The organism is Alloiococcus sp. CFN-8 (assembly GCF_049943125.1).
Taxonomy (GTDB): Bacteria; Bacillota; Clostridia; order Clostridiales; family Clostridiaceae; genus JAEXZL01.
Genome location: NZ_CP188040.1, coordinates 2,580,273 through 2,605,204 on the forward strand (window position 1 = coordinate 2,580,273; position 24,932 = coordinate 2,605,204).

Sequence of the window (24,932 nt, forward strand, 5' to 3'; positions counted from 1 at the left end):
ATCGGAGGAATATTAGATGGAAAATGTAATAGAGATGAAAAATATCACCAAGCTTTTCCCAGGCATCATTGCTAATGATAATGTGAATTTTCAGCTTAGGAAAGGGGAAATTCATGTACTCTTAGGGGAAAATGGAGCGGGAAAAACTACCTTAATGAATGTTCTTTATGGACTATACCAGCAGGAAATAGGCGATATATTCGTTAAAGGCAAAAAGGTTAATATCCATTCACCTAAAGAGGCAATTGCTCTAGGAATAGGAATGGTACATCAGCATTTTATGCTGGTTAATAATTTTACTGTTGCAGAAAATATAGTTCTTGGAATGGAACCTAAAAAAGGGCTTGTAACGGATGTTAAAAAAGCTATTTCTGATACCAATGCTCTTTCAGAAAAATATGGCTTTAATATTAAGGCGGAAAAGCTTATTGAGGATATGACTGTGGGAGAGCAGCAGAAGGTAGAGATATTAAAAGCCTTATACCGTGGGGCTGAAATATTAATACTTGACGAGCCTACCGCTGTTTTGACACCCTTAGAAATAAAAGATTTAGAAAATATACTTCATAATATGATTAAGGAAGGTAAGTCTATCATACTGATTACTCATAAGCTTAAAGAAGTAAAAAGCATGAGTGATAGAGTTACTATTATCAGAAGAGGAAAAGTAATAGATGTAATAAATACCCATGAGGCAGATGTTGACAAATTAGCTGAGCTGATGGTGGGACGAAAGGTAAAGCTCTCAGTGGACAAAAAAACTCCGAAGCCCGGTAAAGCTGTTCTGAAGGTTGATGCTCTAAGAGTTATGGATAATAGAAAGCTGCCAGCAGTAAAGGAGGTTTCCTTTGAGGTTAGAGAAGGAGAGATTCTAGCCATAGCAGGAGTAGATGGAAACGGACAGTGGGAGCTTATAGAAGCTATCACAGGCTTAAGAGCTGTGGATGAAGGCAGAGTTTTATTAGGAGATAAAGAGATTACAGGAAAGAAGCCTAGAGAGATCATTGAAGAGGGCTTAGGCCATATTCCGGAGGATAGGCATAAGAGGGGCTTAATATTAAAGTATTCATTAGTGGAAAACTCAGTCTTAGGCTATCACTATAAGCCACCTTTTGCTAAGGGAATAATAATTAATCAGGATAAGGTTAGACAGTGGTGCAGAGACCTTATAGAGGGCTATGATATAAGAACACCTAATGAAGATGTAATGGCTTCCTCCTTATCCGGTGGAAATCAACAGAAGCTTATAATAGCAAGAGAGGTTGAAAAGGAGCCTGTACTAATAATTGCCGCACAACCAACAAGAGGCCTGGATGTAGGAGCTATTGAATACATACACAAAAGACTTGTAGAAGAAAGGGATAAAGGGAGAGGAGTCCTGCTTATTTCATTGGAATTAGATGAGGTGTTATCCCTAGCAGATAGGATAGCTGTAATTTATGATGGAAGAATCCAAGGTGAATTGTCTGCATCTGAGGCTACGGAGCAGAAGCTGGGGATTTTAATGGCTGGAGGGAACCTAGACTTTACCTCAGAGGAGGAGAAAAAATGAGCCAAAGGAAAAAAATAAATAGAAAAGCCTTCAGCGGAGTTTATAGCTCCATGGCTTCTGTGATCTTAGGTCTTTTAGTTTCTGTTGTATTTGTGATCCTATCCTCTGATTTAGGAATTATTAATTCTATTTCTCTACTCTTCAAATCTCTTTGGCAGGGGAGCTTTGGATCTCGGAATAATCTTATTGAGACTCTTGTATTTGCTACTCCTTTATTTTTTACAGGCTTAGCTCATAGCATAGCCTTTAAGACTGGGTTGTTCAACATAGGTGTAGAGGGACAGTTTATTATTGGTATGCTTACAGCTGCCTTAGTAGGGATTATTCCAGGAATACCTCCAGTTCTTCATGTGATATTAGTTCTTATAGCTTCTGGTATAGGAGGAGCCTTATGGGCTGCTATTCCAGGTTATCTTAAGGCTAAAACAGGGAGTAATGAGGTTGTAAATACAATAATGATGAATTTTATAGCCATGTATCTATCCAATTACATAGTAGGAAGAGTCAAGGCCAGTGGTACTGAGGCTACTCCTTTAATTGAAAATAGTGCTAGGCTGTGGAGATTTTTAGGACCAGGATATAGATTGAGTATAGGGATATTTTTAGCATTGATATTTGTTGTAGGAGTATATTTTCTTTTATGGAAGACTACTATAGGCTATGAGCTTAGGGCAGTAGGCTTCAATATTTTTGCATCTGAATATGCAGGAATAAGCATTAAAAAGAATATAATACTCGCTATGGCTATATCTGGATTTATTGCAGGCGTTGGTGGAGGAGTTCATGTAGCGGGAGTTCAGCATCAGGTATACAGTCTATTTGCTTTTCCTGGCTTTGGAAATGATGGTATAGCTGTTGCCCTGGTGGCTAAGAGCAATCCCTTTGGGGTTATTTTCTCAGCTATATTATTCGGTGCTTTAAATTTAAGCTCTGGAACACTAATGCTCTATGGAATATCTAAGTCTGTGTCCTATCTGATTCAGGGAACTGTTATCTTATTTATCGCTTCAGAATTTATATATAGATTTATTGGCATAAAGAGAAAGAAGGAGGCTGCAGGGGATGAATAATGAAACCACTATATTAATTGTTGGACTTATTGCTTCCACCTTAAGGTTGGCCACTCCTTTAGTTTTAGCTGCTTTAGGGGGAGTGTTTTCAGAAAAATCCGGTGTAGTAAATATAGCTCTGGAGGGAATTATGATAGCAGGAGCTTTTTCGGCAGTTTTGGGTTCCTATCTTACAGGAAGTCCTTGGATTGGATTGATATTTGCTATCATGGGCGGAGTGCTTTTTGCTGCCCTTCATGCCTTTCTATGCATTAATTTACAGGCTGAACAGGTGGTGTCAGGAGTAGGTATAAACGTATTTGCTGCTGCTTTTTCTAGCTTTCTTTTGTACGTATTTTTCGGTAATCCATCTCAATCTGCCAGTGTAGTGGCGCTTCCATATCCTAAGGAGTTTTTTTTGAACCTGCCCTTAATTGGAAATACTGTTATAGGTACTATATTATCTGATTTAAATTATTTCGTATTAATTGCTCTAATTTTGGTGTTCATTTCGATTTTTATCTTTAATAAGACCGCCTTAGGCTTAAGAATAAGGGCTGTAGGTGAGCATCCTAAGGCTGCAGATACTTTAGGTATAAGTGTTTATGGTATAAGATATTTATCTGTTATTATTTCAGGAGTTCTTGGAGGCTTAGGAGGAGCTTCAATTTCTATAGGAATATTAAGCTCCTTTAGAGAAGGTATGATCAGTGGAAGAGGCTATATTGCTCTGGCAGCAGTGATATTTGGAAACTGGAACCCTAGAAATGCTTCAATTGCTTGCCTGCTATTTGGCTTTGCAGAAGCACTTCAGCTTACAGCACAGGGCTTCACCTTTAAGCTTCCTCAGGAGCTGTACTCTGCATTTCCTTATTTAATAACCATGATAGTGCTTATTGTAGTGGTTGGAAAAACTCAAGGACCGGCTGCCAATGGTGTTCCCTACAAAAAAGGAGAAAGATAAGAACATAAGCTTATATAATCCTTGAAGGAAGATAAAAAATAATATTTATAATAGAAAGGATAAGGAATAAAGCTGTGATTACCTTATCCTTTTTAACTATTTTTATTATTAACTATGGTATAATATAGCTTATAAAAAATAAAACGAATGGTGATAAACGGATGAAGCTGGATTATAATTTGAACCTAACCCAAGAACAAAAGTTAATTATGACACAATCAATGCAGCTATCTATAAAGCTTCTTCAGATGTCCACTGTGGAGCTGAAGGAATATATAGATAAGGAGTTTGCTGAAAATCCCACCCTTGAGGTCAAATATGAAGATTTAGAGGATGGTAGTAACTCAAAGGATAAGCTTGATTACAAAGAAATGATTAAATATCTAGAGTTTGATAGCTATGGGTCCCAGAACTATTCAGCCTATGATCAAGATTCTGATATATCACCTTTTACCTTTATAAGCAGTAAAAAATCCTTAAAGGAATATCTTATAGAACAGCTTAGAGAACAGCTTAATGATAAGGAGCTTATAGCTATTTCCAGCTATATTATAGAAGGGCTAGATGAGAGAGGCTATTTAACCTCCTCTATAGAGGATTTAAGCGATGAGCTTAAGCTTCCACAAAAAAGTGTACAAGCTGCCATAAGGATTATTCAGAGTCTTGACCCTGTTGGCATTGGGGCTAGAGATTTAAAGGAATGTCTTAAGCTACAGCTCCTTCGCAAGAACTGTACCAATGAGAAGCTGTATAGCTTGGTTGAAGACCATCTTGAAAGCTTAGCAGATAATAAATATCCTCAAATTTCAAAAGAACTAAATATCACTCTTCAGGAAGCTCAAGAGCTGGGGGATATAGTAAAAAGCTTAGAGCCTAAGCCATCCAGGGGCTTCTATACTGGTGAAGATGTAAAATATATAATTCCAGATGCTATTATTAAAAAGCTAGGGGAAGAATATGTAATCATAATGAATGATGGTGTGCTTCCAAGACTATCAATAAACCCTATATACAAAGAATTAATAACAACGGAGAAGGATAAAGAAGCTGTGGCTTATGTAAAGGATAAGCTTGACTCTGCGTTATTTTTGATTAAGAGCATTGAAAGTCGAAGAAGTACTCTCTATAAGGTTCTGGAAAAGGTAATTGAAAAACAGAAGGATTTTTTTGACAAGGGTGATAATTATTTAAGACCCATGACCTTAAAGGATATTGCCACTGAGCTAGATATCCATGAGTCCACCGTGAGTAGAGCTATAAGAGAAAAATACATCCTTACGGACAGAAAAACTATAAAAATTAAAGATGTTTTTTCTTCAGGAATACAGAAAAATAGAGATAATGAAGATGTAGCTGTAATAAGCATTAAGAATAAAATCAAAGTTTTAATAGAAGAAGAGGATAAGGGCAAGCCTCTATCAGATCAGGGAATTTGTGATATATTAAATAAAATGGGATTTAATATTTCCAGGAGAACCGTTGCTAAATATAGGGAGGAGCTTGGGATTAAAAGCTCTTCAAAGAGAAAAAGATTTTAACGCATAGAGATTATGTCTATGCGTTTTTTATTTTCCATAAAATTGACAAAATGTTTACTGAAATGTTCTTTTTATCATAGTTTAATGTGTTATATTAGTAATAAATTTAATAATAAAAGGAAATAACTATAAATAATACTAGGAGGTAATAGTAAATGATTAAGGTAGGTATAAATGGCTTTGGTAGAATTGGAAGAAATGTATTTAAGGCCCTGGTAAAAAACTATTCTGAAGAAATAGAAATAGTGGCTATAAATGATTTAACTGATGCTAAAACCCTAGCACACTTATTAACATATGATTCCCTCTTTGGAAAGTACGATAAATCTGTAACCTGCAGTGATAGCTCAATTATAGTGGATGGCCAGGAAATTAAAATTTTTGCTGAAAGGGAACCTAAAAATATTCCTTGGGGAAGTGTTGGTGCTGAAATTGTTATTGAGTCCACAGGCTTCTTTACTGATGGCGAAAAGGCTAAGTCACACATGGAACAGGATTCTGTTAAAAAGGTAATCATATCTGCCCCTGCAAAAAATGAAGATTTAACAGTGGTTTTAGGTGTCAATGATCAGTTATATGATCCAGAGAAGCATCATATTATATCGAATGCCTCCTGTACGACTAACTGCTTAGCACCATTTGCTATGGTCCTTCATGAGAAGTTTGGTATTAAAAAGGGATTGATGACAACTGTTCATTCCTATACTAATGACCAAAAGATTTTGGATGCTCCCCATAAGGATTTAAGAAGGGCAAGAGCTGCCGCAGAATCAATGATCCCAACTACCACTGGAGCAGCCAAGGCCGTTGCTTTGGTACTTCCAGAGCTTAAGGGTAAGCTCAATGGCTTCTCCTTGAGAGTACCTACTCCAACGGTTTCCTGTACTGATTTAGTAGCAGAGCTGGAGAGAGATGTTACTGTAGATGAGGTTAATGGAGCTTTAAAGGAAGCAGCTGACACCTATCTTAAGGGTATATTAGGCTATGAAGAGGCTCCCTTAGTATCCATGGACTACAGAGGGGATGAAAGGTCCTCCATTATAGATGCTATGTCCACAATGCTTATAGGTGGTAACATGGTAAAGGTCGTAGCCTGGTATGATAACGAATGGGGCTACTCTAACAGGCTTGCTGACTTAACAGCAAAGGTAGGGAAATCCCTTTAATCAATATATAGTATTTACTCAGTTTTAAATTTAAAAGTCTGGTTTTATAAGCTTCTGCATTATGAGCCAGGCTTTTATTTGTAAAATATTAAATATTAATATTTTTAAAAAAACCCTTAAAAACACTTTTAAAATACCATGGTATAGTTTATAATAAAGACTGTGGGACAATAAAAAATATACCGGGACAGATATTGACCAAGGGAGTGCTTATCTTGCAGGAAATATTAAGGTTACAAATTAAGATTGTTCCTGAACTTGTGGAAGTTTTGGAGAAAAGATATAGCATGCTTAGGTGTATATACTATAACCAGCCCATTGGTAGAAGAGTTCTAGCTAACAAGCTTCAGCTAGGAGAGAGAGTAATCAGAACGGAAACAGGCTTCTTAAAGGATCAGAATCTCATAAGCATCAATGCAGCTGGTATGACAGTTACTAAGGATGGAGAAGAGATAATTGAGAAGCTAAGAGAGTTTTTGATAGATACTCGAGACATCTCAGGAATTGAAGAAAAGCTTAAGGTAGCTATGGGAATGGATAGAGTGATTGTTGTGCCTGGTGATAGTGATGTTGACTATTCTGTTCTCAAAGAAATTGCAAAGGAAGCAGCATCCTACCTTAAGAGTGCTTTAAAGAATGATGATATTCTTGGTATTACTGGAGGAACTATGGTTAAGGAAGTTGTAAACCATATAAGCAGCAATACTCAATACAAGAATGTCATGGTAGTTCCTTTAAGAGGAGGTATGGGCAGAAATGTAGAAACTCAAGCAAACACCCTTGCTTATGTCTTAGCAGGGAAGCTTGGAGGAAGCTACAAGATGCTTCATATACCTGATAATATAAGCCATGAGGTTATGGAATCTCTTATGAAGGAAGAGGAGATCAGCGAAACAGTTAAGGTGATTCAAAAGGCAAGTATAATGCTTTATGGCATTGGTAACGCTGAGCACATGGCTAAAAAGAGAGGGCTATCAGATAATAAGATTCAAAAGATAAATAGCTTAGGTGCTGTAGGCGAAGCTTATGGCTGTTATTTTAACGAAAAAGGTGAATTGGTATATTCATCACCCACTTTGGCCATGAGTATAAAAGATGTTAAAAAGGATATACTGCATTTAGCCGTTGCCGGTGGTAAAAAGAAGGCTAAAGCTATTTTGTCAGCCTGTAGAGGTAATGGTAATGGAATTCTTTTTATCGATGAAGCTGCAGCAGAAGAAATACTTAAGCTTTTAAGTTTTGAGAATGTGGAATAGATGTATAAATAATATTCTTTGCCACATTCTAATAATATAATATGATAAATATTTTTTTAAAATATTAAATATGTTTTTAATAGGAGGTAATTATATTATGGCAGTAAAAGTTGCGATTAATGGTTTTGGACGTATAGGACGTCTTGCTTTCAGACAGATGTTTGGTGCAGAAGGTTATGAGATAGTAGCTATAAATGACCTAACTTCTCCAAAGATGTTAGCTCACTTATTAAAGTATGATTCAGCACAAGGTAGATATGCATTAGGTGATAAAGTTTCCTACGGAGATGATTCCATAACAGTTGATGGTAAGGAAATAAAAATCTATGCAAAACCAAATCCTGAAGAATTACCATGGGGAGATTTAGATGTAGATGTAGTATTAGAGTGCACAGGCTTCTTTACTTCTAAAGCTAAAGCAGAAGCTCACATCAAAGCTGGTGCTAAGAAGGTTGTTATCTCCGCACCTGCAGGAAATGATCTTCCAACAGTAGTATTCGGAGTAAATGAAGATGTGTTAAAGGCTGAGGATACAGTTATATCTGCAGCATCCTGCACAACTAACTGCTTAGCTCCTATGGCAAAGGCTTTAAATGATTTAAAACCAATTAAATCTGGTATAATGTCAACAATCCATGCTTACACTGGAGATCAGATGACTCTTGATGGTCCTCAAAGAAAGGGCGATTTAAGAAGAGCTCGTGCAGCAGCTGTTAATATAGTACCTAACTCCACAGGAGCTGCTAAGGCTATAGGCTTAGTTATACCTGAATTAAACGGCAAGCTTATAGGATCAGCACAAAGAGTACCAGTTCCAACAGGCTCCACTACAATATTAACTGCAGTTGTAGAAGGAAGCGTAACAGTTGAGGAAATAAATGCAGCAATGAAGGCTGCTTCCAGTGCATCCTTCGGATACACTGAAGAAGAATTAGTATCCTCAGATATAATAGGAATTAGTTATGGTTCCTTATTTGATGCTACTCAAACAATGGTTCTTCCTCTTGATAATGGAACAACTCAGGTTCAGGTAGTTGCTTGGTATGACAATGAAAATTCATACACTAGCCAGATGGTTAGAACAATAAAATACTTTGCTGAATTAGCATAATATATAAATTTGACAATAAATCAAGATCCTAGGATGGGTCCGATCTTAAGGGTCGGACCTGTTTTTCTTTTTTATTAATTCACCTCTAAAAATAGAGGATATTATAATCAGGAGGCAATGGTATGTATAACAAGAAATCAATTGATGACATAAATGTAAATGGACTTAAGGTTTTGGTTAGATGTGATTTCAATGTTCCTTTAAAGGATGGAAAGATTACTGATGAAAATCGTATAGTAGCAGCCCTACCTACTATAAAGAAGCTTATAGCTGATGGTGGTAAGGTTATACTATGCTCTCACTTAGGAAAGCCTAAGGGAGAAGCTAAGCCTGAATTATCCTTAAAGCCTGTAGCTGATAGATTATCAGAGCACTTAGGACAGGAAGTTAAATTTGCTGCCGATGATGAGGTTGTTGGTGCTAATGCTAAAAAAGCTGTAGAGGAAATGAAGAATGGTGAGGTTGTGCTTCTTCAAAATACTCGATACAGAAAAGAAGAAACAAAAAATGGTGAGGAGTTTAGTAAGGAATTAGCTTCCTTAGCAGATGTATATGTTAATGATGCCTTTGGAACAGCTCATAGAGCTCACTGCTCCACCGTTGGCGTAACTGAGTATTTAGATACAGCTGTATGTGGATATCTTATTGAGAAGGAGCTTAGGTTCTTAGGCTCAGCTGTAGAAAATCCTGTTAGACCTTTCGTAGCAATCTTAGGAGGAGCTAAGGTTTCCGATAAGATTAATGTTATAAATAACCTTCTAGAAAAGGTTGATACATTAATAATTGGTGGAGGAATGGCATATACCTTCTTAAAAGCTCAAGGCTTTACCATAGGAAGCTCCTTAGTAGAGGAAGATAAGGTAGAATACGCTAAGGAAATGATGAAGAAGGCTGAGGATAAAGGTGTTAAGCTTTTACTTCCAGTAGATAATGTGGTAGCTGATAAGTTTGCTGCAGATAGCGAGCCAGTAGTTACTGAGGATGCAAATATTTCTGATGGCTACATGGGCTTAGATATAGGACCAAAGACTTCAAAGGCTTATGCTGATGCTGTAAAGGAAGCTAAAACAGTTATATGGAATGGACCTATGGGAGTTTTTGAATTTGAAAACTTCGCTGCTGGTACAAAGGCAGTGGCTGCTGCTCTTGCAGAAACTGATGCAACAACAATAATTGGTGGTGGAGACAGTGCTGCAGCAGTTAATATTTTAGGCTATGGGGACAAGATGACTCATATATCCACTGGTGGTGGAGCTTCCTTAGAATTCTTAGAAGGAAAAGAGCTTCCAGGAATAGCTGCATTAAATAATAAGTAAAATTATTAAGTATATATTTTATAAAAGCGGGGTGTAAGGATGAGAAAAGCAATAATAGCAGGAAACTGGAAAATGCATTACACAGTAGAGGAAGCAGTTAAGCTTATAGAGGAATTAAAACCACAGGTAGCAGCTGCTAGCTGTGAGGTAGTTGTTTGTCCTCCCTTTATAGCTTTAGATGCTGCAGTTAAGGCCGCTGCTGGTTCAAACATAAAGGTTGGTGCTCAAAACATGCACTTTGAAGAAAATGGAGCCTTTACTGGAGAGGTAGCACCAGGAATGCTGGAAGCCCTAAAGGTAGATTATGTTATAATTGGTCACAGTGAAAGAAGACAATACTTCAATGAAACTGATGAAACAGTTAACAAGAAGCTTAAGAAAGCTTTTGACCATAATCTAATTCCTATACTATGCGTAGGAGAGTCTCTTGAAGAAAGAGAAGCTAACAAAACAGAAGAAATAATCGGCGCACAGATAGAAAAAGATCTAGAAGGATTAACATCAGAGCAGGTAGAAGCTCTTGTTATAGCCTATGAGCCTATATGGGCTATAGGTACAGGTAAGACTGCTACCTCCGAGCAGGCTAACGACACTATCAAGTCCATAAGAGCCATGGTGGCAAGAGCTTATGGAGATGCGGTTGCTCTCAAGGTAAGAATACAGTACGGTGGTTCTGTTAAGCCTTCCACTATAAAAGAGCAAATGGAACAAACTGATATAGATGGAGCTCTAGTTGGAGGAGCAAGTCTTAAAGCATCAGATTTTTCCGCCATCGTTAACTTCTAATCCTTCAAAAATATTAACTATTAACAGATAGGTAATATTTGCTATATTGTAATTGAGCTATCTAATATAGTATAATTTTAGATGGAAAATTACAAAGTGTCGCTATATAAAGTTAATTTGGAGGTAACTATGGCAAAAAAACCAGTAATGTTAATGATATTAGACGGCTTCGGTATTGCTCCTAAATCAGAAGGTAATGCTGTTGAGGCCGCAAATAAGCCTAATTATGATAAGCTTTTTGCTTCCTATCCTCATACTCAGCTTTTAGCTAGTGGTATGGAGGTTGGACTTCCAAAAGGTCAGATGGGTAACTCAGAGGTTGGTCATTTAAATATTGGAGCAGGAAGAGTAGTTTATCAAGAGCTTACAAGAATAACTAAAGCAATAGAAGATGGTGACTTTTACGATAACGAAGCCTTAATCTTAGCCATGGATAAGGCTAAAGAAAACAATTCTGCTCTTCACCTATTAGGCTTATTATCCGATGGTGGTGTTCATTCTCACATTGATCATGTGAAGGGTCTTCTAAGAATGGCAAAGGCTAGAGGTTTAAGCAAGGTATATCTCCATGCCTTTATGGATGGAAGAGATGTACCACCTACCTCAGGTAGAGATTTCATAGTTGAAATAGAAGATGCTATGAAGGAAATAGGTGTAGGTAAGGTTGCAACAATCAGTGGTAGATATTATGCCATGGATAGAGATAATAGATGGGAGAGAGTTGAGCTTGCATATAATGCCCTGGTATTAGGTAAGGGTGAAACTGCAAACAGTGCAGTAGAATGCATGGACAATTCCTATCATGACAATAAAACAGATGAGTTTGTACTTCCTTGTGTAATACTAGAGGATGGCAAACCAACTGCAAAAATTAAGGATAAGGATTCTATAATATTCTTCAATTTCAGACCTGATAGAGCAAGAGAAATTACTAGAGCTATTAATGATAAGGTGTTTACAGGCTTTGAAAGAAATAATTTAGATTTAACCTATGTAACCCTTACTCAGTATGATAAAACCTTAGAAAATGTTCATGTTGCTTATTCACCACAAAGCTATACTAATACCTTAGGTGAATATATAAGCTCTAAGGGCTTACAGCAGCTGAGAATTGCTGAAACTGAAAAGTATGCACATGTAACCTTCTTCTTTAATGGTGGTGTTGAGCTTCCTAATGAAGGAGAGGATAGAGTGTTAATACCTTCTCCAAAGGTAGCTACCTATGACCTTAAGCCAGAAATGAGTGCCTATGAGATGACTCAAGAGGTTCTACAGAGATTAGATACAGGACATTATGACCTTATCATAATGAACTACGCTAACCCAGACATGGTTGGTCATACTGGTGTTTTTGAAGCAGCTAAAAAGGCTGTGGAAGCAGTGGATGATTGCTTAGGTAAGGTTGTGGATAAGGTTCTCTCCATGTACGGATCCGTATTCATTACAGCTGACCATGGTAATGCTGAGATTATGGTGGATTACTCCACAGGAGATCCATTCACCTCCCATACTACAGATCCTGTACCATTCTTATATGTTTCTAAGAATGCTGAAGGAAGAAGCCTTAGAGATGGTGGAAAGCTTGCTGATATAGCACCTACTCTTTTAGATGAAATGGGAGTAGAGGTGCCTACTGAGATGACTGGTAAGTCACTAATAGTAAAATAACCTAACTGAAGTTAGGTGTTAATTTGGTTTAAAATAGCACATACAGAGGAATATTATTTCCTCTGTATGGAAAAAACTAATATAGATTTATATTTCATTAAATATAAATATTTAATCACAAGGAGGATTTTATAATGCTACAAAAACAATATGTAGAAATAGTAGATGTATATGCAAGACAAATTCTTGATTCAAGAAGCTTCCCAACTGTTGAGGTTGAAGTTGTACTTGAAGATGGTACTATGGGAAGAGCTGCTGTTCCTTCAGGAGCATCTACTGGTATCTACGAAGCAGTAGAACTTAGAGATGGAGACAAGTCTCAATATAACGGTAAGGGCGTTCTAAAAGCTGTAGAAAATGTAAATGACTTAGTAGCTTCTGAGCTTATAGGATTAAATGTTTTTGATCAGCCATTAATAGACAAAACTTTAATAGAATTAGATGGAACTGAAAACAAAGGTAAGCTTGGTGCTAATGCAACTTTAGGAGTATCCTTAGCTGTTGCTCAGGCTGCTGCTAACTGCTTAGGTCTTCCTCTATACAAATATATCGGTGGAGTAAATGCTAAGGTTCTTCCAGTTCCAATGATGAACATCATCAATGGTGGAAAGCATGCTGACAACTCCGTAGATCTTCAAGAATTCATGGTTATGCCTGCAGGTGCATCAAGCTTCAGCGAAGCTTTAAGAATGTCCTCAGAAGTATATCATGCTCTTAAGAGCTACCTTAAAGAACAAGGACATGAAACTGGTGTAGGTGATGAAGGTGGTTTCGCTCCTAACCTTAAGTCCAATGAAGAAGCTATACAGGTTATAGTTGAAGCTATAAAGAAGGCTGGCTATGTTCCTGGTAAGGATATATTCATAGCATTAGACCCTGCTTCCTCAGAAATTTTCGAGGATGGAAAATACAACCTTGCTAGCGAAGGAAAGCTTCTTTCCCCAGAAGAAATGGTTAACTACTATGCTGACCTAGTAGAAAAATATCCAATCATCTCCATCGAAGATGGTATGGCAGAAGAGGATTGGGAAGGCTGGAAGCTTATGACTGAAAAGCTTGGAAACAAGATTCAGTTAGTAGGTGACGACCTATTCGTTACAAACTCCAAGAGATTAAAGATGGGTATAGACAGAGACACTGCTAACTCTATACTTATAAAGCTTAACCAAATTGGTACTTTAACTGAAACTCTTAATGCTATAGAAATGGCTAACAGAGCAGGCTACACTGCAGTAGTTTCCCACAGATCCGGTGAAACTGAAGATACTACTATAGCTGATTTAGTTGTTGCTATGAATGCTGGTCAAATAAAGACTGGTGCTCCAGCAAGATCTGAAAGAGTTGCTAAGTACAACCAGCTTCTTAGAATAGAAGATGAGCTAGGAGAGGTTGCTGAATACAGAGGCCTTGATGCTTTCTTCAACGTTAAGAATATAAAGAACATGAATAAATAGTTTTAAAAGAGCCTTGGGACTTGGTCCTGGGGCTTTTTTTAACTAAGAGGTAAAAACTAAGAGGTAAGAGTTGAAGAGCAGAAGAGCAGAAGAGCAGAGAAGAGATAATAGAGAATAGAGAAGAGAGAAGAGAGGAGAAGAGAGGGAAATTATTAGCTTCGCTAATAGGGAGATTATTAGCTGCGCTAATAGGTAAGAGCAAGAGCAAGGGAAAGAGCAAAGATAAAAGATAAGAGCAGTTAAGAGGTAAGAGCTATAAAGATAAAAGATAAGAGCAGAAGGGCAGAGAATAGAGAATAGAGAATAGAGAATAGAGAAGAGTGAAAGAGCAAAAGATAGGAGCATGTGCATAGAATATAGATTATTGAGAATATTTGGGGGGGAATTGGGATTTGGGGAAAGTAAATGGTTGTATTAGGTGATTAAGTGTGATAAACTAATAGAGTAATTTTCAAAATCTGTGGAGGTGAAACTCGTGAAATTAGGTTTATTTATAGTAGAGGTTATCTTGGCAATAATTCTTATGGTATCGGTTCTTATGCAGCCTTCAAAGTCTGATGGATTTAAAGGTCTTGTGCAGGGAGCTTCTGACACATTCTTCTCAAAAAACAAAAAGAGAACAAAGGAAGCTTTGCTTTATAAGATAACAATATTCTCCGCAGTAGCGTTTGCAATAAATACTTTAATACTAAATTTAGTTTAGAAATGACAGGCCATTCTTTAATAAGGATGGCTTTTTATTTTGCCCAAATTTTACTGTAATTATCTCCTGGAGGAATGAATAATAATTTTAAATACTATTGTATTTAGACATATATAGATATATTAACCATATAAAAGCTATATTATGAGTAATTGATATGCACAATATTAAGAAAATTTGTTAAAAAGTATACACTATTTAATAAAATTATGGTATATTTTGAAATATAGAGTATATTTTTAAGGCGGGGGTAATTATATGATTAGTTCTATTTTACTGGCTGCAAGTGGAGTTGCGGCACTTTTATTTGCTTATTTTCTTACTAATAGCATTGATAAAGAATCTGACGGAAATGATAGAATGAGAGAAATTGCTGGATATATCCAGCAGGGAGCCATGGCCTTCTTGCAGAGAGAATATAAGTATTTAGCTTTCTTTATTGTCTTTGTGGCTATTGTAATTGGATTTTTTATTAGTATTCCTACAGCTATCTGCTTTGTTGTGGGAGCTGTATTTTCAATACTGGCAGGCTTCTTTGGAATGAAGGTAGCAGTGAAGTCCAATGTTAGGACCGCTGAAGCTGCTAAGAAGGGTCAGCAAAAGGCTTTGAACATTGCCTTTTCCGGTGGTGCTGTAATGGGGATGTCTGTGGTAGGCCTCGGAGTTATTGGTATTGGAGTATTGGCAATAATATTTAATTTTGATAGTGATATTCTTACGGGCTTTGGCCTTGGAGCAAGCTCCATAGCCCTGTTTGCTAGAGTAGGGGGAGGTATTTATACAAAAGCTGCAGATGTGGGAGCAGACCTGGTTGGAAAGCTTGAAGCAGGGATACCTGAGGATGATCCGAGAAACCCTGCGGTAATTGCAGATAATGTTGGAGATAATGTGGGAGATGTTGCTGGTATGGGAGCAGATCTCTTTGAATCCTATGTTGGTGCTATTATATCAGCAATAACTCTAGGCGCAATTGCTTTTGAAGGGTCAGAGGGAGTAGGCTTTCCAATGCTCCTTGCTGCGGCTGGAGTTATCGCCTCTATTATTGGAGCTTTAATAGTTAGGAGCAGCAAGGCTGAGAATCCTCAGAGAGCGCTGGATGCAGGGACCTATGTCTCTGGAGTTATCTTAGTAATCTGTGCAGCTGTATTGGGCTACATAACCTTTGGCGATTTTAAGGCCTTTGCAGCGGTGGCTATTGGTCTTATTGTTGGATTAGCTATTGGTAAGATTACAGAAGTTTATACCTCTGCTGATTATGAAAGTGTAAAAGAGGTTGCAAGACAGTCAGAAACTGGTTCAGCTACTACTATTATTTCTGGACTGGCAGTAGGAATGAAATCTACAATGTTTCCTATTCTTTTAATTTCAGTGGGAATACTAATGTCGTATTTTATTTTAGGTGGAGCTTCTAATGCAACTATGGGGCTCTATGGTATATCCTTGGCTGCTGTGGGAATGCTCTCCACTACTGGTATAGTGGTTTCTGTTGATGCTTATGGGCCTATAGCAGATAATGCTGGAGGAATAGCTGAAATGGCAGGTCTTCCTCATGAGGTTAGAAATATCACCGATAAGCTTGACTCTGTTGGAAACACTACTGCTGCTATAGGCAAGGGCTTTGCCATAGGCTCTGCTGCTTTAACAGCACTGGCTCTCTTTGCCTCTTATGCACAGGCTGTAAATCTATCGGTAATAGATATTTTATCACCTACAACTCTTGTAGGAGTGCTCATAGGTGCAATGCTTCCTTTCCTCTATGGTGCCTTGACCATGGAGTCTGTGGGTAGGGCTGCAAATCAGATGGTTAATGAGGTTAGAAGACAGTTTAAAGAAATACCTGGAATTATGGAAGGAGAAACGGTACCGGATTATGGAACATGCATTGATATCTCTACTACCGCAGCTCTAAAAGAAATGATACTTCCAGGAATTCTAGCTATAGCCATACCCTTAGGGGTAGGAGTGCTTTTAGGTGCTGAGGCCCTGGGAGGTCTAATAGGAGGTGCTATTTCTTCTGGAGTACTGCTAGCTATATTAATGTCCAATGCAGGAGCAGCTTGGGATAACTCTAAAAAGTATATAGAATCGGGAGTTCATGGAGGTAAAAATAGTCCTGCTCATAAGGCCGGAATAGTAGGAGATACTGTAGGAGATCCCTTTAAGGATACTGCAGGACCGGCACTTAATATACTAATAAAGCTCATGACTATAGTAGCTGTTGTATTTGCACCAATGATAGTTGAATTTGGTGGTCTATTACTAAAAATATTAAATTAATGAAGGAATAACCTTGCTGCTGAAAGTAATTTCAGCAGTTTTTTCTCTAAAAATAACCATAAAAATTATAGAATTTACAATTTTTTATGGTGAGAATTATTAAGGTATAATTATGAAAAATATTTATAATAATGCATAAGTATTGTAAATTTTCTATAAAGGCCATACAATTAGGGTGGGAATGTGGTTATATATAATTATAGGATTATTTGTTGCTTTTACGGTAAAAATAAAATAATAATAGTCTCTTAATCTTAGAGATAAGGAGGTAAGGAATGAATATAAAAGCTACTATACTAGATTTTATGAAGGAGCAGGCCTACAGGCCTATGGACATACAGGAGCTAGCAGAGGTTTTTTCCATTGAAAGAAATGAATATAAGAGCTTTAAAAAGGTGCTTAAGACCATGGAAAGAGAAGGGCTGATTGTTAGGACAAAGGCAGAAAAGTACGCCCTTACGGAAAAGCTTGGAATGGTACCTGGTAAGCTTTCAGCTCACCCTAGAGGCTTTGGCTTTGTTATACCAGATGAAGAAGGTGTTACTGATGTCTTTATACCAAGTCCCATGATCAATGGTGCAATGAATGGTGATAGGGTCATAGCTTCTATAACTAAGGCTGATTCTGAAGGGAAGAGAAGAGAAGGAGAAATTGTTAAGATTGTTGAAAGAGCCATAAAGACAGTGGTTGGAGTCTATGAGGATAGCAAGGCCTTCGGCTTTGTTGTTCCGGAGGATAAGAAGCTACAAAATGATATTTTCATTCCTAAGACTCAAAAGGGTAAGGCAAAAACCGGTGATATTGTTCAAGTAGAGATTACTAAGTACCCCGAAGGTAGAAGAAATCCAGAGGGTAGGATAATTGATGTTCTTGGTAAAAAAGGCGACAAGGGAATTGATATTCTCACTATCATCAAAAAGTACGGTCTTCCAGAGGAATTTCCAGATAAGGTTGTAACCTATGTGGAGGCTATCCCTGAAGAAATACCTGAAAATGAATATAAGAGAAGAAAAGATCTTAGAGAAGTGAAAATGGTAACAATAGATGGTGAAGATGCTAAGGACTTAGATGATGCTGTTTCCATTGAAAGGTTATCTAAAGGAAGATTTAAGCTGGGAGTACATATAGCTGATGTTACTCACTATGTTAAAGAAAAGAGTCCACTAGATAAGGAAGCCTTAGAAAGGGGAACTTCTGTATATCTTATTGATAGAGTAATTCCAATGCTTCCCAAAAAGCTTTCCAATGGATTATGCTCCTTGAATCCAAAGGTTGATAGGTTGGCTCTAAGCTGTATAATGACTATTGACCAAAAGGGAAAGGTATTAGAGCATGAGATTGTTGAAAGTGTTATAAGAACTGACGAAAGAATGACCTATACCGATGTGACTAAGATATTAAAGGATAAGAATCCGGAGCTTATAGAGAGATATAAGTCTCTTTATGACGATTTTCTGGCCATGGAGGAGCTCTGTACTATTTTGAATAAAAAGAGAATACAGAGGGGAGCCATAGATTTTGATTTTGATGAGTCTAAGATTACTCTTGATGAAAAGGGCGTTCCTATTAGTGTTAAGCCTTATGAAAGGGAAATAGCCAACAGGATAATTGAAGAATTTATGCTTGTATGTAATGAAACTATAGCAGAGCATATGTATTGGACTAATATACCTTTTGTTTATAGAGTCCATGAAAATCCTGATGAAGAAAAGCTTCAGAGATTCTCTACCTTTGTCCATAACCTTGGTTACACCTTAAAAATGGGCAAGGAGGTTCATCCAAGACTGCTTCAAGAAATCCTGGATAAGGTTAAGGGAAATAAGGAAGAAACAGTAGTCAGCACCCTGCTTCTAAGATCTATGATGCAGGCAAGATACTCTCCTGAAAGTCTTGGCCACTTTGGGCTTGCGGCCAGGTACTATAGTCATTTTACCTCTCCTATAAGAAGATATCCAGATCTCCAGATTCACAGGATAATCAAGGATTTCATCAATGGCAGGATCAGCGATGAAAAGGCAAAGAAGCTGGAAAAGACTGTGGAAAGAGCTTCAAAGCAATCCTCTGAGATGGAGAGACTTGCTCAGGAGGCTGAGAGAGAGGTAGAAGACTTAAAGAAAGCTGAATACATGAAGGAAAGGATAGGCGAGGAATTTACTGGCCTCATATCCTCCGTGACCAGCTTTGGTATGTTTGTTCAGCTTCCAAATACTATAGAGGGCTTGGTGCATATTACTGATTTAGATGATGATTTTTATGTTTATGATGAAAATCATCTGACATTAACAGGAGAGAGAACCAAGAAGCTTTATAGGCTTGGTGATTTTGTTAAGGTAATATGTACTAGAGTGGATATAGATAACCGTGAAATCTATTTTGAATTAGCTCCTGAAGAGGGAGAAGAAGTGGAAGAATAAGATAGCTAATAAAAGAGCGGATAAATTTCCTGCTCTTTTATTTTATGTTAAGATTATGAATGTTTTGTTAATAATACCATAAAAGTAACTTTTATAATGACCTATAAACTAAAATGGAATTATAGTGAAAAAGATACATTGAAAGGCAAGTGATTTTTGTATGGGTACTACCTTAAAGGAAGTAACAGAAATAATTATTAACATAGCTAAGGCTATTGAATTAAATAAGCAATACCTAACAGACCTTGATGCGGCTATTGGTGATGCTGACCATGGAAGTAACATGAATAAAGGCTTTATGGCTGTTAGAGGAAAAATGGAGGGTGGAAGCTTCAAGGATATAGGTGAGGTTTTAAAGGTAACAGGTATGACTCTAGTATCAATTGTCGGTGGAGCCTCAGGACCACTTTATGGGACAGCCTTTATGAAGGCAGGAATGAAAGGTGCAGGCAAGGAAAGTATTGACTTACAGGATTTCCTGGAGATGCTTAAGGAAGCTATAGATGGAGTAAAGCTTCGAGGTAAGGCTGAATTGGGAGATAAGACCATGCTGGATGTTCTTATACCAGCTTACGAGACTCTTAAGGAAAGCAATGAAGTAGGAGAAACCTCTATAGAAGCCTTTAGAAAGGCAGCAGAAAAGGCTATGAAGGCCATGGAAGGAACTAAGAACATACCGGCAAGAAAAGGTAGAGCAAGTTATTTAGGAGAAAGAAGTATTGGACATCAGGATCCAGGAGCAACCTCCTCTTATCTAATGATTAATACAATATACGAATATCTTCTAGAGAAGGGAGTATCATAAATGGTTGGATTGGTTGTATTATCCCACAGCAGCAAGGTGATAGAAGGGCTAATAGAGCTTATTGAGGAAATGGCACAGGATGTTAAGGTTCATGGCGTTGGAGGTACTCAAGACGGAGCCTTAGGTTCAGATTTTGAAAAAACCCAGCAGGCCATAGAAGCTGCCTTTACTGATGAAGGTGTTATTGTGCTCTTTGACCTGGGAAGCACTTATATGACTGCAGAAATGGTTATTGAGGGATTATCGGAAGAGAAGAAGGGCAAAGTTAAGCTTGTAGATGCGCCTCTTATAGAAGGTGGAATTACTGCGGCGGTTTCAATAAGTGCAGGCATGTCCTTAGAAGATGTAATTTTAAGCCTGGAGCCTTTAAAGATAGGCAAGCTTTAAAAAACGTATAAATAAAATTTGATGAAATTGCGAATCCCGAAGGATAACTCCATTTCATTGATTGTTTAATAGTTAACAAGGAAAAATTTTGAAAATATATTGTAAACTATTACAAGTTGTAGTAAACTATTAATAGATTTCAATAAACTATTAATAATATTTGGTATTTCGGCAGAGATTTGGAGATGTCGCAATTAAAATGGTGTTTTTTTAATTGCGACCTTTTTTATTCCCCTTAGGTACTTAGCTCATTTTATAAAATTTATTTATATGGGATAGTTGGTATAATAGCTTAAGTATAGATATATAATTTAATAGATTTGAATAATTTGAATTCTATTATTATATCGCTCTTTAATGAACTAAAAGAAAGGAGGTAGCCTTATGATTGATATAGAGGGGCTACTCATAGAAAATCCCATAGTTGCAGCTGTTAGAAATGATGGTGATCTTGAAGAAGTAAAGACAAGCAGTGTGAAAATTGTTTTCATTTTATATGGTTCCATATCAAATATAGTACATATATGCAGAACACTAATGGATAATAATAAGATTGTATTTGTACATGTAGACCTCATTGATGGTCTGAAATCCGATCAAAAAGGAATAGAATTCATTAGGAATGCTGCAAATCCTTTCGGGATAATTACAACTAAACAGGGTAATATTAAACATGCCAAAAATTTAGGCTTGTATACGATTCAAAGAATATTCGGCATAGACTCTTTATCCTTAGAGACTGCTATAAAAAGCATTCATACATCTATGCCTAGTGCAGTGGAGGTGATGCCTGGAGTTGCCAGTAAAGTAATTAACTCCTTAGAAAAGGAGGTAGGCCTTCCTATAATCGCGGGAGGACTTATAAATACAAAAAAAGAGGTGATGGAAGCTTTAGCCGCAGGTGCTATGGCTATATCCACTACTGAAAAGAAGTTATGGGAATAATAGTTTTTATTAATTTTGATGAAGTAAGAGATTATGTGCTGAAATATGCACGTGATTTCCTTTTCATATAGATATTATATATTTTAATTAAAGGGAGGAAGATTATGGCAAAGTTTGTAATGGCCTTAGACCAAGGTACAACTAGTTCAAGATGTATCATCTTCAATGAGAAGGGACTTATTGTAAGCGTATCCCAGAAAGAGTTTACTCAGATTTATCCAAAGGCTGGTTGGGTTGAGCATGATCCAATAGAAATTTGGTCTACACAGCTCGGCGTAGCTACAGAAGCTATGGCTAAAATAGGTATAAGCTCTGAGGATATCGCTGCTATAGGTATTACTAATCAGAGAGAGACAACAGTGGTTTGGGACAAGAATACTGGTAAGCCAGTATATAATGCAATAGTATGGCAGTGCAGAAGAACCTCAGACATTATTGATGGACTTAAAGCAAAAGGCCTTGCAGATACCTTTAGATCAAAAACAGGTCTTATCCTTGATGCTTATTTCTCAGGAACCAAGGTTAAATGGATCCTTGATAATGTAGAAGGAGCTAGAGAAGAAGCTGAAAAGGGTAACCTTTTATTCGGTACTATAGATAGCTGGCTAATCTGGAATCTTACAAAGGGTGAAGTTCATGTAACTGATTACTCCAATGCTTCCAGAACACTTCTTTACAATATTCATGAGCTTAAGTGGGATGAAGAGATTCTTGCAGAGCTTAATATCCCTGCTTCTATGCTTCCTGACGTTAAGCCATCCAGCCATGTATACGGTCACACTACCTATGGCTTATTTGGAAAAGAAATTCCAATAGCTGGTATAGCTGGTGACCAACAAGCAGCTCTATTTGGACAATGCTGCTATGAGCCAGGTACTGCTAAGAATACTTATGGTACAGGCTGCTTCCTTCTTATGAATACAGGAGAAAAGGCTGTTGAATCAAAGAATGGTCTTTTAACTACTATAGCTTGGGGATTAGACGGTAAGGTTCATTATGCCCTTGAAGGTAGTATATTTGTAGCTGGAGCTGCTATTCAGTGGCTTAGAGACGAATTAAGAATTCTTAAGCATGCTGCTGATTCAGAAGAATATGCTGAAGCTGTAGAAGATACTAACGGTGTATACGTTGTACCTGCTTTCACAGGTCTTGGAGCACCTCACTGGGATCAATATGCAAGAGGAGCTATTGTAGGCTTAACTAGAGGAGCTAAAAAAGAGCATTTAGTTAGAGCAACACTAGAATCCTTAGCATATCAGACCTATGATGTATTAAAGGCAATGGAAGAGGATTCAGGAATTAAGCTTCAGGCTCTTAAGGTTGATGGTGGAGCTTGTGCTAATAACTTCTTAATGCAGTTCCAATCTGATATCCTTGGAACACAGGTGGACAGGCCTGAAGTAATAGAAACAACAGCTCTTGGAGCAGCTTATCTTGTTGGCTTGGCTGTAGGCTACTGGGAGAATAAAGAAGATGTTTGCGAGAACTGGGCAGTTTCAAGAAACTTTGAGCCTAACATGGCTGATGAAAAGAGAGAAGAGCTTCTTGCTGGCTGGCACAAGGCTGTAGGCAGATCTCTTGATTGGGCAGAAAAATAGAAGGCTTTAATTTACTGGAAGAATTATAATGATTTAGATTAAATGGATTAATTGTAGTGACTATTTTTACTTCATACATTAAATAATGTTATTACAATTAATCCTTTAATATTTTGCAATCATAATTAAAAAATTGTTGAGGGGGAATTATTAATGGAACAGTATATTGGCGAGTTTTTTGGAACAATGCTTCTTATCCTTTTAGGTGACGGTGTAGTTGCTAACGTAGTTTTAAACAAAACTAAGGGTAACAATGCTGGTTGGATAGTTATCACCACTGGTTGGGCTCTAGCTGTTGCAGTACCTGTATTCATATTTGGACCACTTACAGGAGCTCATTTTAATCCAGTTGTTTCTATAGTTGCAGTTATTAGTGGTGGTATGGAAGTAGGCACAGCAATAGGATATATAGCAGTACAAATGCTGGGAGCTATCGTTGGTGCAGTTCTTGTATATCTTGCTTACAAGCCTCACTTTGATGAAACTGAGGACAAGGGAGCTAAGCTTGGCGTGTTTGCAACTGCTCCTGGAATAAGAAATACTGCATTTAACTTTGTAGGTGAGTTTGTTGGTACTTTTGTTCTTATATTTGCATTACAGGGAATTGGAAATTCTTCCTTAACTCCTGAAATGACTCCTGTAGCAGTTGGTATGGTTATCTGGGTAATTGGTCTCTGCTTAGGTGGTAACACTGGTTATGCTATTAACCCTGCTAGAGATTTAGGACCTAGAATAGCTCATTTCCTACTTCCTATAAAGGGTAAGGGAGATTCAGACTGGGGTTATTCCTGGATACCAGTTATAGCACCTATCCTTGGTGGTATCTGTGGATATTTAGTTTCTACTATAGCATTTTAAATCATAACTCCCGATTTATTTAAATCGGGAGTTTATTACAAAGATTATTGTGGAGGTGTTTAATATGAAGAAAATAATAAATAATGTTGATAATATAGTTGATGAAATGCTTGCTGGTATGGTGGCGGCCCATCCTGAACATTTAAGAAAAGTAGACAATGCTACAGTGGTTGTGAGAAAGAATTCTCCTCAGGATAAGGTTGTGCTTATTAGCGGAGGTGGAAGTGGACATGAGCCTTCCCATGGTGGCTTTGTAGGAAAAGGAATGCTTGATGCTGCGGTGGCAGGAGCTGTGTTTACTTCTCCTACACCAGACCAGGTTTATGAAGGAATAAAGGCTGTAGCTGGAGAGAAGGGAGCTCTTCTTATAGTGAAGAACTATACAGGAGATGTTATGAACTTTGAGATGGCTAAGGAAATGGCTGAGATGGAAGGCATAAAGGTTGACCACGTAGTTATTGCTGATGACGTTGCCGTGGAAAACAGTACTTGGACAATAGGTAGAAGAGGTATAGCTGGAACAGTTCTTCTTCATAAGATAGCAGGAGCAAAGGCTGAAACAGGAGCTTCCTTAGAAGAGGTTAAGGCCGTGGCTGAAAAAGTTATTGATAATGTAAGAAGTATGGGAATGGCTATAAGCCCTTGTATAGTACCTGCAGCTGGTAAGCCTAATTTTGTTTTAGGTGAAAAGGAAATGGAAATAGGTATGGGTATCCATGGTGAGCCTGGAACTCATAAGGAAGAGCTTAAGGAAGCTGATGAGATAGTTCTTCATCTTCTTGAAAAGATCCTTAAGGATATAGACTACTCCGGTAGCGAGGTTGCAGTACTAGTTAACGGACTGGGAGCAACTCCACTTATGGAGCTTTATATAGTAAACAATAGAGTTAAAAAGGTTTTAGAAGAAAAGGGAATAAAGATATACAAAACTCTCGTTGGGGAATATATGACTTCCTTAGAGATGGCAGGCTTCTCCATCAGCTTATTAAAGCTCGATGAAGAGCTTAAGGAGCTTTTAGAAGCTCCAGCAGATACTCCTGCTTTTAAATGCTTATAATAGCTTAAATTAATAATAGCAGCAGAGA

Annotated in this window: 20 protein-coding genes; all 20 read left to right on the forward strand. The window is 37.5% G+C overall.

The features are described 5' to 3' along the window. The first annotated feature begins 16 nt into the window (after positions 1 to 16). The 20 genes from ACPWSR_RS12005 to dhaK all read left to right on the forward strand — a co-directional run bounded on the left by ACPWSR_RS12005 (position 17) and on the right by dhaK (position 24,904). On the forward strand, positions 17 to 1,552 hold the full coding sequence (locus ACPWSR_RS12005; protein WP_426348464.1) for an ABC transporter ATP-binding protein: 1,536 nt from the start codon (positions 17 to 19) through the stop codon (positions 1,550 to 1,552). Then, positions 1,549 to 2,622, forward strand: a complete 1,074-nt coding sequence (locus ACPWSR_RS12010; protein WP_426348465.1) for an ABC transporter permease — start codon at positions 1,549 to 1,551, stop codon at positions 2,620 to 2,622. The genes ACPWSR_RS12005 and ACPWSR_RS12010 overlap by 4 nt, the downstream gene beginning before the upstream one ends. Further along, positions 2,615 to 3,565, forward strand: a complete 951-nt coding sequence (locus ACPWSR_RS12015; protein ID WP_426348466.1) for an ABC transporter permease — start codon at positions 2,615 to 2,617, stop codon at positions 3,563 to 3,565. The genes ACPWSR_RS12010 and ACPWSR_RS12015 overlap by 8 nt, the downstream gene beginning before the upstream one ends. 161 nt (positions 3,566 to 3,726) lie before the next feature. Beyond that, positions 3,727 to 5,103: an RNA polymerase factor sigma-54 gene (gene rpoN, locus ACPWSR_RS12020; protein WP_426348467.1), complete on the forward strand. Its 1,377-nt coding sequence runs from the start codon at positions 3,727 to 3,729 to the stop codon at positions 5,101 to 5,103. 155 nt (positions 5,104 to 5,258) lie between these two features. Further along, positions 5,259 to 6,269, forward strand: coding sequence for a type I glyceraldehyde-3-phosphate dehydrogenase (gene gap / locus ACPWSR_RS12025; protein WP_426348468.1), 1,011 nt, complete (start codon positions 5,259 to 5,261; stop codon positions 6,267 to 6,269). Between the two features lie 215 nt (positions 6,270 to 6,484). After that, a complete protein-coding gene (locus tag ACPWSR_RS12030; protein WP_426348469.1) occupies positions 6,485 to 7,525 on the forward strand; it encodes a sugar-binding transcriptional regulator in 1,041 nt (346 codons plus the stop codon). A 97-nt stretch (positions 7,526 to 7,622) separates the two neighbouring features. Then, positions 7,623 to 8,636: a type I glyceraldehyde-3-phosphate dehydrogenase gene (gene gap, locus ACPWSR_RS12035; RefSeq protein WP_426348470.1), complete on the forward strand. Its 1,014-nt coding sequence runs from the start codon at positions 7,623 to 7,625 to the stop codon at positions 8,634 to 8,636. Between the two features lie 122 nt (positions 8,637 to 8,758). Then, positions 8,759 to 9,952, forward strand: a complete 1,194-nt coding sequence (locus ACPWSR_RS12040; protein ID WP_426348471.1) for a phosphoglycerate kinase — start codon at positions 8,759 to 8,761, stop codon at positions 9,950 to 9,952. A gap of 39 nt (positions 9,953 to 9,991) precedes the next feature. Then, on the forward strand, positions 9,992 to 10,738 hold the full coding sequence (gene tpiA / locus ACPWSR_RS12045; RefSeq protein ID WP_426348472.1) for a triose-phosphate isomerase: 747 nt from the start codon (positions 9,992 to 9,994) through the stop codon (positions 10,736 to 10,738). 129 nt (positions 10,739 to 10,867) lie between these two features. Beyond that, on the forward strand, positions 10,868 to 12,406 hold the full coding sequence (gpmI, locus tag ACPWSR_RS12050) for a 2,3-bisphosphoglycerate-independent phosphoglycerate mutase (RefSeq protein WP_426348473.1): 1,539 nt from the start codon (positions 10,868 to 10,870) through the stop codon (positions 12,404 to 12,406). Positions 12,407 to 12,540: 134 nt separating this feature from the next. After that, positions 12,541 to 13,860: a phosphopyruvate hydratase gene (gene eno, locus ACPWSR_RS12055; RefSeq protein ID WP_426348474.1), complete on the forward strand. Its 1,320-nt coding sequence runs from the start codon at positions 12,541 to 12,543 to the stop codon at positions 13,858 to 13,860. A gap of 475 nt (positions 13,861 to 14,335) precedes the next feature. Continuing rightward, on the forward strand, positions 14,336 to 14,563 hold the full coding sequence (gene secG, locus ACPWSR_RS12060; RefSeq protein ID WP_426348475.1) for a preprotein translocase subunit SecG: 228 nt from the start codon (positions 14,336 to 14,338) through the stop codon (positions 14,561 to 14,563). 258 nt (positions 14,564 to 14,821) lie between these two features. After that, positions 14,822 to 16,840 (forward strand): sodium-translocating pyrophosphatase, encoded by a 2,019-nt coding sequence (locus tag ACPWSR_RS12065; protein WP_426348476.1) that lies wholly within the window; start codon positions 14,822 to 14,824, stop codon positions 16,838 to 16,840. Between the two features lie 275 nt (positions 16,841 to 17,115). Next, positions 17,116 to 19,254 carry a ribonuclease R gene (gene rnr, locus ACPWSR_RS12070; RefSeq protein WP_426348477.1) on the forward strand — a complete coding sequence of 713 codons (2,139 nt, stop codon included), beginning with the start codon at positions 17,116 to 17,118 and terminating at the stop codon, positions 19,252 to 19,254. 160 nt (positions 19,255 to 19,414) lie between these two features. After that, a complete protein-coding gene (dhaL, locus tag ACPWSR_RS12075; protein WP_426348478.1) occupies positions 19,415 to 20,059 on the forward strand; it encodes a dihydroxyacetone kinase subunit DhaL in 645 nt (214 codons plus the stop codon). Beyond that, the gene (dhaM, locus tag ACPWSR_RS12080; protein ID WP_426348479.1) at positions 20,060 to 20,446 is read left to right on the forward strand and encodes a dihydroxyacetone kinase phosphoryl donor subunit DhaM; all 387 of its coding nucleotides are present in this window, start codon (positions 20,060 to 20,062) and stop codon (positions 20,444 to 20,446) included. A 384-nt stretch (positions 20,447 to 20,830) separates the two neighbouring features. Next, positions 20,831 to 21,391 carry a glycerol-3-phosphate responsive antiterminator gene (locus ACPWSR_RS12085; protein ID WP_426348480.1) on the forward strand — a complete coding sequence of 187 codons (561 nt, stop codon included), beginning with the start codon at positions 20,831 to 20,833 and terminating at the stop codon, positions 21,389 to 21,391. Positions 21,392 to 21,495: 104 nt separating this feature from the next. Further along, positions 21,496 to 22,989: a glycerol kinase GlpK gene (gene glpK, locus ACPWSR_RS12090; RefSeq protein WP_426348481.1), complete on the forward strand. Its 1,494-nt coding sequence runs from the start codon at positions 21,496 to 21,498 to the stop codon at positions 22,987 to 22,989. A 153-nt stretch (positions 22,990 to 23,142) separates the two neighbouring features. Then, positions 23,143 to 23,847, forward strand: a complete 705-nt coding sequence (locus ACPWSR_RS12095) for an MIP/aquaporin family protein (protein ID WP_426348482.1) — start codon at positions 23,143 to 23,145, stop codon at positions 23,845 to 23,847. 64 nt (positions 23,848 to 23,911) lie between these two features. Continuing rightward, entirely contained in the window at positions 23,912 to 24,904 is a 993-nt protein-coding gene (gene dhaK, locus ACPWSR_RS12100) for a dihydroxyacetone kinase subunit DhaK (protein WP_426348483.1), read from the forward strand. Positions 24,905 to 24,932 lie beyond the last annotated feature (28 nt).

What these genes read in the sequence shown, in the direction of transcription:
- dhaK (WP_426348483.1), top strand. Translation starts at nt 23,912, where the DNA reads ATGAAGAAAATAATAAATAATGTTGATAATATAGTTGATGAAATGCTT.
- ACPWSR_RS12040 (WP_426348471.1), top strand. Translation starts at nt 8,759, where the DNA reads ATGTATAACAAGAAATCAATTGATGACATAAATGTAAATGGACTTAAG.
- dhaM (WP_426348479.1), top strand. Translation starts at nt 20,060, where the DNA reads ATGGTTGGATTGGTTGTATTATCCCACAGCAGCAAGGTGATAGAAGGG.
- rpoN (WP_426348467.1), top strand. Translation starts at nt 3,727, where the DNA reads ATGAAGCTGGATTATAATTTGAACCTAACCCAAGAACAAAAGTTAATT.
- ACPWSR_RS12095 (WP_426348482.1), top strand. Translation starts at nt 23,143, where the DNA reads ATGGAACAGTATATTGGCGAGTTTTTTGGAACAATGCTTCTTATCCTT.
- gpmI (WP_426348473.1), top strand. Translation starts at nt 10,868, where the DNA reads ATGGCAAAAAAACCAGTAATGTTAATGATATTAGACGGCTTCGGTATT.
- gap (WP_426348468.1), top strand. Translation starts at nt 5,259, where the DNA reads ATGATTAAGGTAGGTATAAATGGCTTTGGTAGAATTGGAAGAAATGTA.
- gap (WP_426348470.1), top strand. Translation starts at nt 7,623, where the DNA reads ATGGCAGTAAAAGTTGCGATTAATGGTTTTGGACGTATAGGACGTCTT.
- tpiA (WP_426348472.1), top strand. Translation starts at nt 9,992, where the DNA reads ATGAGAAAAGCAATAATAGCAGGAAACTGGAAAATGCATTACACAGTA.
- rnr (WP_426348477.1), top strand. Translation starts at nt 17,116, where the DNA reads ATGAATATAAAAGCTACTATACTAGATTTTATGAAGGAGCAGGCCTAC.
- eno (WP_426348474.1), top strand. Translation starts at nt 12,541, where the DNA reads ATGCTACAAAAACAATATGTAGAAATAGTAGATGTATATGCAAGACAA.
- dhaL (WP_426348478.1), top strand. Translation starts at nt 19,415, where the DNA reads ATGGGTACTACCTTAAAGGAAGTAACAGAAATAATTATTAACATAGCT.
- ACPWSR_RS12065 (WP_426348476.1), top strand. Translation starts at nt 14,822, where the DNA reads ATGATTAGTTCTATTTTACTGGCTGCAAGTGGAGTTGCGGCACTTTTA.
- glpK (WP_426348481.1), top strand. Translation starts at nt 21,496, where the DNA reads ATGGCAAAGTTTGTAATGGCCTTAGACCAAGGTACAACTAGTTCAAGA.
- ACPWSR_RS12085 (WP_426348480.1), top strand. Translation starts at nt 20,831, where the DNA reads ATGATTGATATAGAGGGGCTACTCATAGAAAATCCCATAGTTGCAGCT.
- ACPWSR_RS12015 (WP_426348466.1), top strand. Translation starts at nt 2,615, where the DNA reads ATGAATAATGAAACCACTATATTAATTGTTGGACTTATTGCTTCCACC.
- ACPWSR_RS12010 (WP_426348465.1), top strand. Translation starts at nt 1,549, where the DNA reads ATGAGCCAAAGGAAAAAAATAAATAGAAAAGCCTTCAGCGGAGTTTAT.
- ACPWSR_RS12005 (WP_426348464.1), top strand. Translation starts at nt 17, where the DNA reads ATGGAAAATGTAATAGAGATGAAAAATATCACCAAGCTTTTCCCAGGC.